The sequence below is a fragment of the Bacillus sp. FSL K6-2944 genome (assembly GCF_038005385.1).
In the GTDB taxonomy this organism is placed as follows: Bacteria; Bacillota; Bacilli; order Bacillales; family Bacillaceae_G; genus Bacillus_A; species Bacillus_A cereus.
Window position 1 is genome coordinate 842,501 of record NZ_JBBOTE010000002.1, and the last position, 15,033, is coordinate 857,533.

Sequence of the window (15,033 nt, forward strand, 5' to 3'; positions counted from 1 at the left end):
ACCCACGCACGTTGAAAAGTGCGGGGATGAGGTGTGGGTAGCGGAGAAATTCCAATCGAACCTGGAGATAGCTGGTTCTCCCCGAAATAGCTTTAGGGCTAGCCTTAAGTGTAAGAGTCTTGGAGGTAGAGCACTGATTGGACTAGGGGTCCTCATCGGATTACCGAATTCAGTCAAACTCCGAATGCCAATGACTTATCCTTAGGAGTCAGACTGCGAGTGATAAGATCCGTAGTCAAAAGGGAAACAGCCCAGACCGCCAGCTAAGGTCCCAAAGTGTGTATTAAGTGGAAAAGGATGTGGAGTTGCTTAGACAACTAGGATGTTGGCTTAGAAGCAGCCACCATTTAAAGAGTGCGTAATAGCTCACTAGTCGAGTGACTCTGCGCCGAAAATGTACCGGGGCTAAATACACCACCGAAGCTGCGGATTGATACCAATGGTATCAGTGGTAGGGGAGCGTTCTAAGGACAGTGAAGTCAGACCGGAAGGACTGGTGGAGTGCTTAGAAGTGAGAATGCCGGTATGAGTAGCGAAAGACGGGTGAGAATCCCGTCCACCGAATGCCTAAGGTTTCCTGAGGAAGGCTCGTCCGCTCAGGGTTAGTCAGGACCTAAGCCGAGGCCGACAGGCGTAGGCGATGGACAACAGGTTGATATTCCTGTACCACCTCTTTATCGTTTGAGCAATGGAGGGACGCAGAAGGATAGAAGAAGCGTGCGATTGGTTGTGCACGTCCAAGCAGTTAGGCTGATAAGTAGGCAAATCCGCTTATCGTAAAGGCTGAGCTGTGATGGGGAAGCTCCTTATGGAGCGAAGTCTTTGATTCCCCGCTGCCAAGAAAAGCTTCTAGCGAGATAAAAGGTGCCTGTACCGCAAACCGACACAGGTAGGCGAGGAGAGAATCCTAAGGTGTGCGAGAGAACTCTGGTTAAGGAACTCGGCAAAATGACCCCGTAACTTCGGGAGAAGGGGTGCTTTCTTAACGGAAAGCCGCAGTGAATAGGCCCAAGCGACTGTTTAGCAAAAACACAGCTCTCTGCGAAGCCGTAAGGCGAAGTATAGGGGGTGACACCTGCCCGGTGCTGGAAGGTTAAGGAGAGGGGTTAGCGTAAGCGAAGCTCTGAACTGAAGCCCCAGTAAACGGCGGCCGTAACTATAACGGTCCTAAGGTAGCGAAATTCCTTGTCGGGTAAGTTCCGACCCGCACGAAAGGTGTAACGATTTGGGCACTGTCTCAACCAGAGACTCGGTGAAATTATAGTACCTGTGAAGATGCAGGTTACCCGCGACAGGACGGAAAGACCCCGTGGAGCTTTACTGTAGCCTGATATTGAATTTTGGTACAGTTTGTACAGGATAGGCGGGAGCCATTGAAACCGGAGCGCTAGCTTCGGTGGAGGCGCTGGTGGGATACCGCCCTGACTGTATTGAAATTCTAACCTACGGGTCTTATCGACCCGGGAGACAGTGTCAGGTGGGCAGTTTGACTGGGGCGGTCGCCTCCTAAAGTGTAACGGAGGCGCCCAAAGGTTCCCTCAGAATGGTTGGAAATCATTCGTAGAGTGCAAAGGCATAAGGGAGCTTGACTGCGAGACCTACAAGTCGAGCAGGGACGAAAGTCGGGCTTAGTGATCCGGTGGTTCCGCATGGAAGGGCCATCGCTCAACGGATAAAAGCTACCCCGGGGATAACAGGCTTATCTCCCCCAAGAGTCCACATCGACGGGGAGGTTTGGCACCTCGATGTCGGCTCATCGCATCCTGGGGCTGTAGTCGGTCCCAAGGGTTGGGCTGTTCGCCCATTAAAGCGGTACGCGAGCTGGGTTCAGAACGTCGTGAGACAGTTCGGTCCCTATCCGTCGTGGGCGTAGGAAATTTGAGAGGAGCTGTCCTTAGTACGAGAGGACCGGGATGGACGCACCGCTGGTGTACCAGTTGTTCTGCCAAGGGCATAGCTGGGTAGCTATGTGCGGAAGGGATAAGTGCTGAAAGCATCTAAGCATGAAGCCCCCCTCAAGATGAGATTTCCCATAGCGTAAGCTAGTAAGATCCCTGAAAGATGATCAGGTTGATAGGTTCGAGGTGGAAGCATGGTGACATGTGGAGCTGACGAATACTAATAGATCGAGGACTTAACCATATAATATGTAGCAAATGTTATCTAGTTTTGAAAGAATATAAAAAACTTGTTGACTTTCGAGGTCAAATGAGTTAAAATGATTCTTGTCTTAAATGAATACAGTCTGGTAATGATGGCAGAGAGGTCACACCCGTTCCCATACCGAACACGGAAGTTAAGCTCTCTAGCGCCGATGGTAGTTGGGACCTTGTCCCTGTGAGAGTAGGACGTTGCCAGGCAAAATGGAGGATTAGCTCAGCTGGGAGAGCACCTGCCTTACAAGCAGGGGGTCGGCGGTTCGATCCCGTCATCCTCCACCATATATGTCGGAGGGGTAGCGAAGTGGCTAAACGCGGCGGACTGTAAATCCGCTCCTTCGGGTTCGGCAGTTCGAATCTGCCCCCCTCCACCATTCTTAATTAATGGGCTATAGCCAAGCGGTAAGGCAACGGACTTTGACTCCGTCATGCGCTGGTTCGAATCCAGCTAGCCCAGCCATTAAGAGCCATTAGCTCAGTTGGTAGAGCATCTGACTTTTAATCAGAGGGTCGAAGGTTCGAGTCCTTCATGGCTCACCATTTTAATGAAATATGCGGGTGTGGCGGAATTGGCAGACGCACTAGACTTAGGATCTAGCGCCTTTGGCGTGGGGGTTCGACTCCCTTCACCCGCACTTTTAATAAAATAACTCATACATGTCTTGCGGAAGTAGTTCAGTGGTAGAATACAACCTTGCCAAGGTTGGGGTCGCGGGTTCGAATCCCGTCTTCCGCTCCAATTTTCAATATGACATGCCGGGGTGGCGGAACAGGCAGACGCACAGGACTTAAAATCCTGCGGTGGGTGACCACCGTGCGGGTTCGACCCCCGCCCTCGGCACCATATGCGCCCGTAGCTCAATTGGATAGAGCGTTTGACTACGGATCAAGAGGTTAGGGGTTCGACTCCTCTCGGGCGCGCTTTTATTAACGGGAAGTGGCTCAGCTTGGTAGAGCACCTGGTTTGGGACCAGGGGGTCGCAGGTTCAAATCCTGTCCCCGCAACCAAATGGTCCCGTGGTGTAGTGGTTAACATGCCTGCCTGTCACGCAGGAGATCGCCGGTTCGACCCCGGTCGGGACCGCCATTTATGTTGGCTCGGTAGCTCAGTCGGTAGAGCAGAGGACTGAAAATCCTCGTGTCGGCGGTTCGATTCCGTCCCGAGCCACCATATTTTTATGCCGGCTTAGCTCAATTGGTAGAGCAACTGACTTGTAATCAGTAGGTTGGGGGTTCAAGTCCTCTAGCCGGCATCATTTAGGGGCATAGTTTAAAGGTAGAACTGAGGTCTCCAAAACCTCCAGTGTGGGTTCGATTCCTACTGCCCCTGTAAAGTATATGGGCCTATAGCTCAGCTGGTTAGAGCGCACGCCTGATAAGCGTGAGGTCGATGGTTCGAGTCCATTTAGGCCCACCATATATTATTCCGCAGTAGCTCAGTGGTAGAGCTATCGGCTGTTAACCGATCGGTCGTAGGTTCGAGTCCTACCTGCGGAGCCATGGCCCGTTGGTCAAGTGGTTAAGACACCGCCCTTTCACGGCGGTAACACGGGTTCGAATCCCGTACGGGTCATACAAAAAAGAGTCAGCATTATGCTGGCTCTTTTTTATTTTGTTAATCCTTTTTATTACGTTACTTTCCAGAAATAAATAAAGGAATTTTGGAAAAGCTATGGTATGTATAAAAAGGAGGAAATCATAATGACACGAGTGAGAGACTTAATGAGTACCCATATTGTACATTGTACACCGCTAGACAATGTATATGAGGCAGCTGTAAAAATGAAGGAAGAATCGGTTGGATTAATTCCTGTTGTTGAAAATGAGCAAGTTGTTGGGCTTGTTACTGATCGTGATTTAGTCGTTCGAGGGATTGCTGAAAAACATCCTGGATCTAATAAGATTACAAATGTAATGACAACAAATATTATCTCAGTTTCTCCAAATGATTCTATTGAAAAAGCTACAGAGCTAATGGCACAGCATCAAATTAGACGATTACCAGTAGTTGATAGTGGTCAACTTATTGGCATGTTAGCACTAGGAGATTTAGCTATAAGGGAATCAGCAGATGATCAAGCTGGATTTGCCTTGAGCGAAATCTCAGAGCGTACAGAGTAAATTGAAACTTTCATTAACCGAGAGTTTAATGGTCACTCATAAAGAGCTAAATTATATATAAATTTCAGATACATTATTCTAGTATATATGGATTAAACTAATATGTTAGCGTGATGTATCTGAGACATTATATAATAAGTATGTGGTTAATAATTTCGACATTTTTTTAAAATTTGTTATTCTTAATTTTTAATAAGAGAAAAGATGATATACTGATAGATATAAGTCTTATGAGAGATTTTGAATATAACAATATTAATTTTTAGTGGTGCGATAATAAATTAATATTTCCTACATAGATGAAAAGGGAAGGGGAATTATATGAAGGCTGTACAGGGCGATCCAAATTGGAATTTGGTTACAGATACATATATAGAACCAAATAATTTCGCTGAATTATTTTCTTTGCTTGTACCTTGTCACCCAAAAGGTGAGGGGAAAGAACGAACTATATTAGTATGGAAAGAGAAAGAATTTTATAAAGAAGAAAATTTAGCGGCATTTATCGTATATGGCATGAATAAAGCAAAGAAATTACCGCAGTTTCATAAAGATGAAATTCCAACTTTAGTGCGTATTCTTCGCTTATGCCAAGAGATTGGTTGGTATGAAGAGGCAAATGATTTTATGATAGCGCAAGGATTAGCTGAGTTTGTTCATACTTCATTGGAATATGAAACATGGGATCTTTTGACGCAATCAGTTGCTTTAAATTATTTAATTATTAAATATCGTATAGGTGAATTGATAGATAGGGATATTGAAATTTGGGATAGAGTTAAATTTAATGAGAAGTGTATAACCGATTGTAAACATTTATTATCTCATAAAGAAGTATTGGAATTTACATTCTTTTATATGTGCAAGAGAGCGAAATCATTATCAAAAGAGCAATTAAATAGTGATATGATGAGTTTAGCAATGTATTGTAATACTTTTGTATATGATTTGTATACACATGATTTATTACGGAAATATCGTAAGTGTACAGATTTTCTATCATATTATGGACCTAGTCAGGCAGTTTTAGCATGTCAAAGAGCTGTATTATCTCAAATTTCCGATCGCTTAGACCCATTAAAGACAACGCATGTAGATGATTATTTATATGTGATGAAAGAAATGATGGAGCATATGACGATAGGAGTAATGGATCGATATGGTCATTTTATTGGAAAGCTACTATCTTATGTGCCATTTTTCGAAATGATACAAGTTCCACAGCATGCATATTATTGTGAAGAATTACTGTATATTTGTAAGGGGATTGAATATAAAGAAGAAACACTACGCAATTATATATTTATACAATTACATGATTGTTTACCATCATTCTTTAGGCTATTTCTTAAAAATAAGCGTTACGCAACGATTCATGATATTCTTTTCTATTGGTGCGATGACGAACAACGAATGAGCTTAGAGAAAAAATATAATCTGAGCTTTATTTATGAAAAATATGCTTGTGGATAAACAATATTTTCGATATGAAAAATTAATATAAATTAAAAAGGATCTCCAGTTTATGTGAGATCCTTTTTTGTTAGTAAAACAAGGAGAAAGTGATTAAGACAAGAAACAACATTCCATATAGGAGAAGTTGTGCAGTATAACTTCCTTGTATACCAAAAAAAGTATTGGCTTTCTTATACAAATGCAATATGTATTTTATTGGAGCATCTTTGAAAGATTGGTACACAGTGTCTCCTCTTTCTAAGCTTCTTGTTCTTGTTTTTGTTTTTGGTTATAAGGGACATTAATATATCTAGCTACAAATAATAAAACAGCCATAAAGAATACTGGAAATACAGTAGATAAATAAAAGCCATTACTAATTATATTTGTTATGAGAGCACTCAAAAGAAATATAGCGTTATAAATATGGGCAATTTTTTGTTTTAGTTGCACTTGAAATGATTCCATCATAATTTCTAATGCAACAAAAGCAATAATAATAGATAAAAATACAATGTTTGTATTGTAAATGATTAAACAACAGATTAAACCTAAAAAGGCTGCGTATTCAATTATAAGAGGTATATTGCGTGGCATACAATTTACCTAACTAAATATGGCAGTGGATTTACTGCATTTGTTTTTTCAAAATTCCATTCTCCATTATGTAATTCAAAATGAAGATGTTGCCCGTATGAATGACCTGTGTTTCCCATATGACCTATTAATTGTCCAGTTTGTACTTGATCACCAGCTTGTACAGTGCGATCCTTCATATGAGCATAAACAGTTGTATATAATTTCCCATTGATTTGATGCGCAATGAAAACAACATTGCCATAGCTAGCTGAATAATAAGATTTCACAACTTTACCTGCAGCAGCAGCTTGGATAGAGACGTTTCCTGGAGCGGCAATATCTATACCATAATGCATTTGTTCCCAGCGTATATCAAAGGTTGAGCTAATTCTTCCTTGAGCGGGGAATTTGAAAGCAGCTGGAATTGATGAAGGCTGATCTGTTTTAGCTTGTGGTTGATTTTGTACTACATAGTGTTTTGCTACATATCCGTATCCTGTGCCAAAACGAATTTTATACCAAGTACCTACAGTTTCTACTACTTGTACTTGTGTACCGTTTTGTAATGAACCGAGTAGAGCGCTACTTGTACTAGCGGTGCTACGTACATTTAGATTAGGTGTTGCAACAGTATATTTTGTATTATTTTGAACGGTGATTCCTTTTACTAAGGGTTGTGAACCATTAGAGATGAATGCTTTTTGTACGTAACCTGTTTGGCCATTATGTGATATTTTATACCATTCGCCTTGATCTTCTTGAACGGTAATAAACTTACCATTTGGTAATACATCTAAAATGGAAGATTCTAAATTAGGTTCAGAGCGAACGTTTAATGCATTAGCATTAACGATGTATTGATCATTAGTTTGAAGTTTGTTTTTTAGTAAAATAGCATCTTTTTGTACATAACCTACTTTATTATGAACAGATACTTTATACCAACCATTAGTTGTTTCAAGGATGTTCACTTTTGTATTAAAGCGAATTGTATCAATTGATGTGCTTTTTACGTTATCTTCTGTATGTAATGCTACTTGATCGACTTTGACATACCCAGTTTTAATATTAGATAATTGTTCAGCGTTTGCTTTTTGTACATTTGTTTCACCCATAGAAGGAAGTAAAGAAGCAATCGCTACAGTAGTTGCTGTTAAAGCAGTAGCTTTCATATTCATGGAATAGAGACCTCCTCTAGTTGTATAGTTGTAATTTTATTATAGTATAAAGATATAATATAGTGGGGGTATTCACATAAATGTAATATGAAATCAATATAAAAATAAATTTTTTGAGGATAATGATTCCTTTTTATACAATTAATTGGGGTTTTATTTTCTAAAATAGAATGTATGTATTGTATAATTTTGATATTATGTTGATAATTAAGAAAATTAAAAAAGTTGATGATGTCTTATTAGGGTGTTATACTGACAGTGATAATTTTATAGTTTGCTAGGAGAGCTGGTGTTGCCAGCTGAGAGTAGGCCGTAAGCCTTTGATCCTTTTTATTACCTGATCTAGATTATGCTAGCGTAGGGAAGCAATTCGGACACTAACAATGAGTCCCCGTTTCTTTGCGTATAGAAACGGGGCTTTTTTATTTGAAAATTTCATATTGAAACCACTAGGGGTGCTTGACTTGCTGAGAGAGGAATAATCCTTAACCCTTACAACACCTGATCTAGGTAATACTAGCGAAGGGAAGTGGAACATCGAATAAATGTATAACTTTATTTGCTGTAACCACTTCTTATATATAGAAGTGGTTTTTTATTTAGATACATATATTGAAAGGAGATAGAGAAATGAAATTTTGCGATAGATTATTAGAAACTGTGCAACCGGTTTGGGAGATGAGTCATAATCATCCGTTTGTAGTGGGTATGGGAGATGGCACGTTAGAAAAAGATAAATTCCAGTATTATATTATTCAAGATTATTTATATCTGCTAGATTATGCAAAGTTATATGCGATTGGTGTTGTAAAAGCAACGAATCCACAAGTAATGGGAAAGTTCGCTGAACAAATTGATGGAATATTAAATGGCGAAATGACAATCCATAAACAATATGCAAAAAGACTTGGAATTTCTATAGAGGAGATAGAGTCTGCGAAACCATCTGCTAAAAATTTAGCTTATACAAATTACATGATGTCTGTATCTCAAAATGGCACACTTGCGGAATTAATAGCAGCGCTTCTTCCATGTATGTGGAGCTATTGGGAAATTGGAAAGCGTTTAAATGATATTCCTGGAGCAAGAGATCATGAGTTTTTTGGTGAGTGGATTCAAGGATATAGTTCGGAAGAATACGGTAATCTTTGTATTTGGTTAATAGATTTATTAAATGAAATGGCAGTTGGAAAGTCTGAGAAAGAACTAGAAAGATTAGAGGAGATCTTCTTATATTCCAGTCGATTTGAATATTTATTCTGGGATATGTCCTATCGTAAGGAGATGTGGGGATTTGAGGAGCAAGAACATACTACAGTTTCATAATGTTTCTTTTCATTACGATGAGAAACCAATCATCCATGAATTAAATGCTTCTATACATGAGAAAGAGTTTGTCAGTATTATCGGACCGAGTGGATGTGGAAAAAGTACTTTATTTCGCCTTATTACAGGTCTAGAAAAGGTAAGTACTGGACAGATAGAACTGACAGAAACAAAGAACCATCCTGTAGGATATATGCCGCAAAAAGATATGCTTTTGCCGTGGAGAACAATTATTGAGAATGCTGCCCTGCCGCTAGAGTGCCAAGGTGTACAGAAGAAAGAAGCAGAAGTAAAGGCAAAGGAACTGTTACATAAATTTGGTTTGCAAGGGTATGAGAAAAAATATCCGAAAGATTTATCTGGTGGTATGAGACAACGTGTATCTTTTATTCGAACTTTATTAACAGGCGGGGAGATATTGCTGTTAGATGAACCATTTAGTGCGTTGGATGCTTTAACGAAGACCTCTTTGCAAGAATGGTTGTTTGAACAATGGCAAGAGTGGGAAAAAACAATTTTATTCATTACTCATGATGTTGAAGAAGCGTTATTTCTTTCAAACCGAGTTTTAGTAGTGGAACAGCAGCCGATAACGACTTTGACTGAGCGGACTGTACCGCTTGATCATAACAGAACACGAAAAGATTTATATAAACCGGAAGTATTAGCGCTGAAAGATGAGCTTCTTAGTATGTTACAAAAGCAGGTACTTGTGTGATGAACCGATTGAAAGAATTAGTTCCTGCTATTACACTTTCTAGTATTTTACTAGCTGTGTGGGAAATAGGAGCAAGAATTGTAGATGAGATGTACATTTTACCGTCACCTTCTGCGATTTTAATGAAGATATGGAAACTAAAAGACATATTATTTACAGTTCATTTACCTGCAACGTTATACGTCGTTTTAATAGGTGTTGTTATCTCTATCGTATTAGGTGTAGGGCTAGCGATGTTAATGAATGCGAGTACATGGATGGAGAGAGCATTTTATCCATTATTAGTTGCTTCACAAACGATTCCGATTACTGCGCTTGCTCCGCTATTTGTTTTATGGTTTGGATATACAATTTGGAGTAAGGTTGTTGTCACAGTTTTAATTACGTTTTTCCCAATTGCGGTCAATACGTATGATGGACTGCGTAGTACGAAAAAAGAATGGGAGGAGCTCTTAGTTACATATGGAGCAACAAAAAGAGATATTTTTCTTAAATTAAAGTTGCCGTCTGCTCTTCCTTATTTTTTCTCAGCTTTAAAAATTGCAGTTCCGCTTAGTGTTATCGGAGCAGCAATTGGAGAATGGCTCGGTGCACAAGCTGGGCTTGGATATTTCAGTAAGAGAATGATGACGCAGTTAGATGGAGCTGGCGTATTTGCACCTATTGTATTGTTATCATTATTAGCTATTTTCTTCGTCGTAATTATTTCCATATTAGAAAAGAAATTCATTAGTTGGAGGAAGCATTCATGAAATTTTTAAAGCGCATCTTTGTGTTTACATTATTAATTGCAATAATTGCAGGATGTTCGAGTAATTCAGCATCAGACAAAAGTAAAAAAGAGAAAGAAATAACAGTCATGTTAGATTGGTATCCAAATGCGGTACATAGCTTTATCTATGCAGCAATTGAAAAAGGATACTTTAAAGAAGAAGGTGTAAAGGTAAATATTAAATTCCCTTCTAATCCGACTGATCCATTAACGCTGGCAGCAGCAGGGAAGGTGACAGTTGGCTTGTATTATCAGCCAGATGTTGTTATGGCGAAAGCGAATGAGCAAATTCCAGTGAAATCAATTGGGGCTGTCGTACGTTCACCATTAAATCATGTTGTATCACTGAAATCAGCGGGCATTCAATCACCGAAAGATTTAGAAGGAAAAACAGTAGGATACTCTGGAACACCATTAAGTGAGATGTATTTAAAAACGATGGTAAAAGAAGCTGGTGGTAATCCTGATACAGTGAAAGTAGTAGATGTTGGCTTTGATTTAGTACCAGCATTAATTACGAAGAAAGTAGATGCGGTAACAGGGGCATACATTAACCATGAAGTACCTGTTATGCGTCATGAAGGCCATGAACCAGCGTACTTTAATCCAGCTGATTACGGAGTACCAAACTATCATGAGCTTGTGTTTGTAACAGGTGATAAAACGTTGAAAAAAGATAAAGAGGCGTTGCAAGCTTTCTTACGTGGTACGAAAAAAGGCTATGATTTCATGAAGAAAAACCCAGATGAAGCATTGAATATTTTATTAAATCATCAAGAAAAAGAAAACTTCCCACTTGTGCCAGAAGTTGAAAAGGAAAGTATGAAAATTTTATTAGAGAAGATGGAAACGAAAGATGAGCCATTCTTATCAGATTCAAAAGAATCTTGGGAGAAACAAAATAAGTGGCTGAAGGACAAAGGAATGACGAATGAAACCGTCCCAGCCGATGAATTATTCGAAAATATTTTAAAGTAGGCGAATGAATATGAAAAATGAGCTCCACGTAATCTCAAATGGCCATATGCCATTCGAAGAGTTAGTGAATGTAGCGATGCAAATTGAGAGTGAGATTGATTATTTGCATATTCGTGAGCGTGAGAAGAGTACGAAGGAATTATATGAAGGTGTGGAAAGTCTATTAATGGAGGGCTTTCCAGCTTCTAAAATTGTCATAAACGATCGAATTGATATTGCAATTTTATTAAATATTCCTCGTGTTCAACTAGGATATCGAAGTACAGATGTAAAGTCAGTGAAAGAAAAGTTTTCGTATTTGCATGTCGGTTATTCTGTGCATTCGCTAGATGAAGCAATAGTAGCTTTTAAAAATGGAGCGGATTCACTCGTTTATGGCCATGTATTTCCGACAGATTGTAAAAAAGGTGTGCCAGCGAGAGGGCTTGAAGAAATTTCAGACATTGCAAGGTGTTTATCTATACCGATTACAGCAATTGGAGGAATTACCCCAGAAAACACAGTGGATGTTCTTACTAACGGTGTAAGCGGTATAGCAGTTATGTCTGGAATTGTAAGTAGTAGTAACCCGTATAGTAAAGCGAAATCTTATAAGGAATCAATAAGAAAGTGGGCGGAAAAACATGTGTGAGAAGTATGATGTAGCGATTATTGGTGGTGGTGTAATTGGTAGTTCAGTTGCACATTTTCTAGCAGAAAGAGGACATAAAGTAGCGATTGTGGAGAAGCAAAGTATTGCATCGGAAGCTTCAAAAGCAGCTGCTGGTTTACTTGGTGTTCAGGCAGAATGGGATGCGTATGATCCGCTATTTGAACTTGCTAGAGAAAGCCGAGCTATATTTCCACAACTTGCAGCAGTTTTACGTGAAAAGACGGGTGTTGATATTGGATATGAAGAAAAAGGAATTTATCGTATTGCTCAAAATGAAGATGAGAAGGAAAGAATTCTTCACATTATGGATTGGCAGCAGAAAACAGGTGAAGATTCTTATTTTCTAACGGGAGACCATGTGCGGGAAAAAGAGCCATATCTATCCGAATCTATTATAGGAGCAGTATATTATCCGAAAGACGGTCATGTTATTGCACCAGAGCTTACGAAAGCATTCGCACATTCTGCAGCGATTTCCGGTGCTGATATATATGAACAGACAGAAGTATTTGATATCCGTATTGAAAATAATAAAGTGACTGGAGTTATTACAAGTGAAGGTATTGTCACATGTGAGAAAGTCGTTATTGCAGGAGGTTCATGGAGCACGAAGTTACTCAGTTATTTTCACCGCGATTGGGGTACATATCCAGTTAAAGGAGAAGTGGTTGCGGTAAGAAGTAGAAAACAACTTTTAAAAGCACCTATTTTTCAAGAAAGATTTTACATTACTCCAAAGCGCGGTGGACGTTACGTAATTGGGGCAACAATGAAGCCACATACGTTCAATAAAACTGTGCAGCCAGAAAGTATAACTTCTATATTAGAGCGTGCTTATACAATATTGCCAGCTTTAAAAGAAGCAGAATGGGAAAGCACGTGGGCAGGATTAAGACCACAATCGAATCATGAAGCTCCTTATATGGGAGAGCATGAAGAAATAAAAGGTTTATATGCTTGCACGGGCCATTATCGAAACGGTATTTTATTAAGTCCTATTTCTGGCCAATATATGGCTGATTTAATAGAAGGAAAGCAAGAGAATCATTTGCTAGATTCATTGCTTTCTAGAAGAGTTTAGAAAGGGGATGGGAGTTTGAATTTAAAAATTAATGGTAACCAAATTGAAGTGCCAGCGAGTGTAAAAACAGTAGCTGAGCTACTTACACATTTAGAGCTAGATAACAGAATTGTTGTAGTAGAGCGTAATAAAGATATTTTACAAAAAGATGATCATACAGATACATCTGTTTTTGATGGAGACCAAATTGAGATTGTAACTTTCGTAGGAGGCGGTTGATTATGTTAAACATTGGACCATTTTCATTTCATTCTAGACTTTTATTAGGAACAGGTAAATTCCCTGATTTTGACGTACAGCAAAAGGCAATTGACGTTTCTGAAGCTGAAATTTTAACGTTTGCAGTACGTCGTATGGATATCTTTGATGCAAAGCAACCTAATTTATTAGAGAAACTTGATGTGAAAAAATATACGTTATTACCAAATACAGCAGGAGCAAAAAACGCTGAAGAGGCTGTTCGTATTGCAAAATTAGCAAAAGCTTCTGGGCTTTGTGACATGATAAAGGTAGAAGTTATTGGTGATGATAGAACGTTATTACCTGATCCGGTAGAAACGTTAAAGGCATCTCAAATGTTACTGGAAGAAGGATTTATCGTACTTCCGTATACATCTGATGATGTTGTATTAGCACGTAAATTACAAGAGCTTGGCGTGCATGCGATTATGCCAGGAGCATCTCCAATCGGATCAGGACTTGGTATTGTAAATCCATTAAATTTGAGCTTCATTATTGAACAAGCGACAGTACCAGTTATCGTTGATGCCGGTATTGGTAGCCCAGCTGATGCGGCATTTGCAATGGGATTAGGAGCAGATGGCGTGTTATTAAATACAGCTGTATCAGGAGCAAAAGATCCTATTAAAATGGCACAAGCAATGAAATTAAGTATTGAAGCAGGCCGTTTAGGATTTGAAGCAGGTCGCATTGCACGTAAGCGTTGTGCAACTGCAAGTAGTCCTTTAGAAGGAATGAGCGTAGTTGAATAATCGATATTCACGCCAAGAACTATTTTCTCCAATTGGAGAAGAAGGACAGCAAAAGATAAGAGAAAAGCATGTGCTTATTATCGGTGCAGGTGCATTAGGTAGTGCAAATGCAGAGATGTTTGTAAGAGCAGGTGTTGGCAAGATAACAATTGTTGACCGTGATTATGTAGATTGGAGTAATTTACAAAGACAACAATTGTATGCAGAGAGCGACGTAAAGAATAATCTTCCAAAAGCTATAGCGGCTAAAAAACGTTTAGAAGAGATTAATAGTGATGTAACAATAGAAGCTCTCGTTCAAGATGTAACAGCTGAAGAGCTAGAAGAACTTGTTATAAATGTTGATGTAATTATTGATGCGACTGATAATTTCGAAACGCGCTTTATTGTAAATGATATATCACAAAAATATTCTATTCCATGGATTTACGGTGCATGTGTAGGTAGTTACGGTCTTTCTTACACAATCCTTCCTAGTAAAACACCATGTTTATCATGTTTATTACAGTCGATTCCGCTTGGCGGGGCAACATGTGATACAGCGGGTATTATATCACCTGCTGTATCTCTTGTCGTTTCTCATCAAGTAACAGAAGCTCTTAAACTGTTAGTAGAAGATTACGAATCACTTCGAGATGGGCTTGTATCGTTTGATATGTGGAAGAATGAGTATTCATGTATGAATGTGCAAAAACTTCGCCAGCATAATTGTCCTTCATGCGGAGAGAATGCATTATATCCGTATTTAAATAAAGAAAACACATCAAAAACAGCAGTTTTATGCGGGCGAAATACAGTTCAAATTAGACCACCTCATAAAGATGAAATGAATTTTGAACAATATAAAGAGTTGTTGGAAGGTCGTGTAAATGATTTAAATATAAATCCATATTTACTATCATTTTCTGTTGAAGACAAGAGGTTAGTAGCCTTTAAAGATGGCCGTGTGCTCGTACATGGAACGAAAGATATAAGCGAAGCAAAAACAATTTATCATCGCTATTTTGGATAGAAAAGGATGA

13 protein-coding genes, 16 tRNA genes, 2 rRNA genes and 2 riboswitches (1 of these 33 running past the window's edge) are annotated in these 15,033 nt (G+C 39.3%); of the genes, 29 read left to right on the forward strand and 2 right to left on the reverse strand.

Translation table 11 applies throughout. From position 1 onward, the window contains the following. From MHH55_RS25305 to MHH55_RS25400, 20 genes are all read left to right on the forward strand, one after another. Window positions 1-2,142, forward strand: a 23S ribosomal RNA gene (locus MHH55_RS25305); it begins 780 nt to the left of the window's first position. 102 nt (window positions 2,143-2,244) lie between these two features. Continuing rightward, window positions 2,245-2,360 (forward strand): 5S ribosomal RNA (gene rrf / locus MHH55_RS25310). Window positions 2,361-2,365: 5 nt separating this feature from the next. Continuing rightward, window positions 2,366-2,441: transfer RNA gene (locus tag MHH55_RS25315), tRNA-Val, on the forward strand. Window positions 2,442-2,449: 8 nt separating this feature from the next. Then, window positions 2,450-2,533, forward strand: a tRNA-Tyr gene (locus MHH55_RS25320). A gap of 11 nt (window positions 2,534-2,544) precedes the next feature. Next, window positions 2,545-2,619, forward strand: a tRNA-Gln gene (locus MHH55_RS25325). 4 nt (window positions 2,620-2,623) lie between these two features. Continuing rightward, a tRNA-Lys gene (locus MHH55_RS25330) sits at window positions 2,624-2,699 on the forward strand. Between the two features lie 14 nt (window positions 2,700-2,713). Beyond that, window positions 2,714-2,794 (forward strand) — tRNA-Leu (locus MHH55_RS25335). A 29-nt stretch (window positions 2,795-2,823) separates the two neighbouring features. Continuing rightward, a tRNA-Gly gene (locus MHH55_RS25340) sits at window positions 2,824-2,898 on the forward strand. A 16-nt stretch (window positions 2,899-2,914) separates the two neighbouring features. Beyond that, window positions 2,915-3,003 (forward strand) — tRNA-Leu (locus MHH55_RS25345). A 3-nt stretch (window positions 3,004-3,006) separates the two neighbouring features. After that, window positions 3,007-3,080: transfer RNA gene (locus MHH55_RS25350), tRNA-Arg, on the forward strand. A gap of 8 nt (window positions 3,081-3,088) precedes the next feature. Next, window positions 3,089-3,167 (forward strand) — tRNA-Pro (locus MHH55_RS25355). A gap of 3 nt (window positions 3,168-3,170) precedes the next feature. Then, a tRNA-Asp gene (locus tag MHH55_RS25360) sits at window positions 3,171-3,246 on the forward strand. Window positions 3,247-3,254: 8 nt separating this feature from the next. Further along, window positions 3,255-3,330: transfer RNA gene (locus MHH55_RS25365), tRNA-Phe, on the forward strand. A gap of 9 nt (window positions 3,331-3,339) precedes the next feature. Next, a tRNA-Thr gene (locus tag MHH55_RS25370) sits at window positions 3,340-3,412 on the forward strand. A gap of 6 nt (window positions 3,413-3,418) precedes the next feature. Beyond that, a tRNA-Trp gene (locus tag MHH55_RS25375) sits at window positions 3,419-3,489 on the forward strand. Between the two features lie 10 nt (window positions 3,490-3,499). Then, a tRNA-Ile gene (locus MHH55_RS25380) sits at window positions 3,500-3,576 on the forward strand. An 8-nt stretch (window positions 3,577-3,584) separates the two neighbouring features. After that, a tRNA-Asn gene (locus MHH55_RS25385) sits at window positions 3,585-3,659 on the forward strand. 1 nt (window position 3,660) lies between these two features. Then, a tRNA-Glu gene (locus MHH55_RS25390) sits at window positions 3,661-3,732 on the forward strand. A 128-nt stretch (window positions 3,733-3,860) separates the two neighbouring features. Next, on the forward strand, window positions 3,861-4,280 hold the full coding sequence (locus MHH55_RS25395) for a CBS domain-containing protein (protein ID WP_000199011.1): 420 nt from the start codon (window positions 3,861-3,863) through the stop codon (window positions 4,278-4,280). Window positions 4,281-4,601: 321 nt separating this feature from the next. Next, on the forward strand, window positions 4,602-5,753 hold the full coding sequence (locus MHH55_RS25400) for a DUF3965 domain-containing protein (protein WP_074554253.1): 1,152 nt from the start codon (window positions 4,602-4,604) through the stop codon (window positions 5,751-5,753). A gap of 240 nt (window positions 5,754-5,993) precedes the next feature. Here the strand turns inward: MHH55_RS25400 and MHH55_RS25405 are convergent, their stop codons facing one another. Together MHH55_RS25405 and MHH55_RS25410 are read right to left on the reverse strand one after the other, a co-directional pair. Continuing rightward, on the reverse strand, window positions 5,994-6,332 hold the full coding sequence (locus MHH55_RS25405; protein WP_001137818.1) for a hypothetical protein: 339 nt from the start codon (window positions 6,330-6,332) through the stop codon (window positions 5,994-5,996). Between the two features lie 5 nt (window positions 6,333-6,337). Continuing rightward, window positions 6,338-7,492 carry an SH3 domain-containing protein gene (locus MHH55_RS25410; RefSeq protein ID WP_074554249.1) on the reverse strand — a complete coding sequence of 385 codons (1,155 nt, stop codon included), beginning with the start codon at window positions 7,490-7,492 and terminating at the stop codon, window positions 6,338-6,340. Window positions 7,493-7,761: 269 nt separating this feature from the next. Continuing rightward, window positions 7,762-7,873: riboswitch (TPP riboswitch) on the forward strand. Between the two features lie 60 nt (window positions 7,874-7,933). Then, a riboswitch (TPP riboswitch) is annotated at window positions 7,934-8,037 on the forward strand. Between the two features lie 85 nt (window positions 8,038-8,122). On the opposite strand from MHH55_RS25410, the gene tenA reads away from it, so the two are divergent. Genes tenA through thiF form a run of 9 tightly spaced genes read left to right on the forward strand, consistent with a single transcriptional unit; the run spans window position 8,123 to window position 15,023 of the window. Beyond that, the gene (tenA, locus tag MHH55_RS25415) at window positions 8,123-8,818 is read left to right on the forward strand and encodes a thiaminase II (protein WP_000666827.1); all 696 of its coding nucleotides are present in this window, start codon (window positions 8,123-8,125) and stop codon (window positions 8,816-8,818) included. Then, on the forward strand, window positions 8,787-9,536 hold the full coding sequence (locus MHH55_RS25420; protein ID WP_078187013.1) for an ABC transporter ATP-binding protein: 750 nt from the start codon (window positions 8,787-8,789) through the stop codon (window positions 9,534-9,536). Before tenA ends, MHH55_RS25420 begins: the two co-directional genes overlap by 32 nt. Continuing rightward, window positions 9,536-10,288 (forward strand): ABC transporter permease, encoded by a 753-nt coding sequence (locus tag MHH55_RS25425; protein WP_001080853.1) that lies wholly within the window; start codon window positions 9,536-9,538, stop codon window positions 10,286-10,288. Before MHH55_RS25420 ends, MHH55_RS25425 begins: the two co-directional genes overlap by 1 nt. Then, window positions 10,285-11,286 (forward strand): ABC transporter substrate-binding protein, encoded by a 1,002-nt coding sequence (locus tag MHH55_RS25430; protein ID WP_000670415.1) that lies wholly within the window; start codon window positions 10,285-10,287, stop codon window positions 11,284-11,286. Before MHH55_RS25425 ends, MHH55_RS25430 begins: the two co-directional genes overlap by 4 nt. A gap of 10 nt (window positions 11,287-11,296) precedes the next feature. Next, window positions 11,297-11,917, forward strand: coding sequence for a thiazole tautomerase TenI (gene tenI, locus MHH55_RS25435; RefSeq protein ID WP_000787170.1), 621 nt, complete (start codon window positions 11,297-11,299; stop codon window positions 11,915-11,917). Then, window positions 11,910-13,019: a glycine oxidase ThiO gene (thiO, locus tag MHH55_RS25440; protein ID WP_000333313.1), complete on the forward strand. Its 1,110-nt coding sequence runs from the start codon at window positions 11,910-11,912 to the stop codon at window positions 13,017-13,019. Before tenI ends, thiO begins: the two co-directional genes overlap by 8 nt. Before the next feature lie 15 nt (window positions 13,020-13,034). Continuing rightward, window positions 13,035-13,238, forward strand: a complete 204-nt coding sequence (thiS, locus tag MHH55_RS25445) for a sulfur carrier protein ThiS (RefSeq protein ID WP_001049502.1) — start codon at window positions 13,035-13,037, stop codon at window positions 13,236-13,238. Between the two features lie 2 nt (window positions 13,239-13,240). Then, window positions 13,241-14,011, forward strand: a complete 771-nt coding sequence (gene thiG, locus MHH55_RS25450; RefSeq protein WP_078187014.1) for a thiazole synthase — start codon at window positions 13,241-13,243, stop codon at window positions 14,009-14,011. Next, the gene (gene thiF / locus MHH55_RS25455) at window positions 14,004-15,023 is read left to right on the forward strand and encodes a thiazole biosynthesis adenylyltransferase ThiF (RefSeq protein ID WP_001065417.1); all 1,020 of its coding nucleotides are present in this window, start codon (window positions 14,004-14,006) and stop codon (window positions 15,021-15,023) included. Before thiG ends, thiF begins: the two co-directional genes overlap by 8 nt. Window positions 15,024-15,033 lie beyond the last annotated feature (10 nt).

Coding starts and splice junctions, on each gene's coding strand:
- MHH55_RS25395 (WP_000199011.1), top strand. CDS start 3,861: ATGACACGAGTGAGAGACTTAATGAGTACCCATATTGTACATTGTACA.
- MHH55_RS25400 (WP_074554253.1), top strand. CDS start 4,602: ATGAAGGCTGTACAGGGCGATCCAAATTGGAATTTGGTTACAGATACA.
- MHH55_RS25405 (WP_001137818.1), bottom strand. CDS start 6,332: ATGCCACGCAATATACCTCTTATAATTGAATACGCAGCCTTTTTAGGT.
- MHH55_RS25410 (WP_074554249.1), bottom strand. CDS start 7,492: ATGAATATGAAAGCTACTGCTTTAACAGCAACTACTGTAGCGATTGCT.
- tenA (WP_000666827.1), top strand. CDS start 8,123: ATGAAATTTTGCGATAGATTATTAGAAACTGTGCAACCGGTTTGGGAG.
- MHH55_RS25425 (WP_001080853.1), top strand. CDS start 9,536: ATGAACCGATTGAAAGAATTAGTTCCTGCTATTACACTTTCTAGTATT.
- MHH55_RS25430 (WP_000670415.1), top strand. CDS start 10,285: ATGAAATTTTTAAAGCGCATCTTTGTGTTTACATTATTAATTGCAATA.
- tenI (WP_000787170.1), top strand. CDS start 11,297: ATGAAAAATGAGCTCCACGTAATCTCAAATGGCCATATGCCATTCGAA.
- thiO (WP_000333313.1), top strand. CDS start 11,910: ATGTGTGAGAAGTATGATGTAGCGATTATTGGTGGTGGTGTAATTGGT.
- thiG (WP_078187014.1), top strand. CDS start 13,241: ATGTTAAACATTGGACCATTTTCATTTCATTCTAGACTTTTATTAGGA.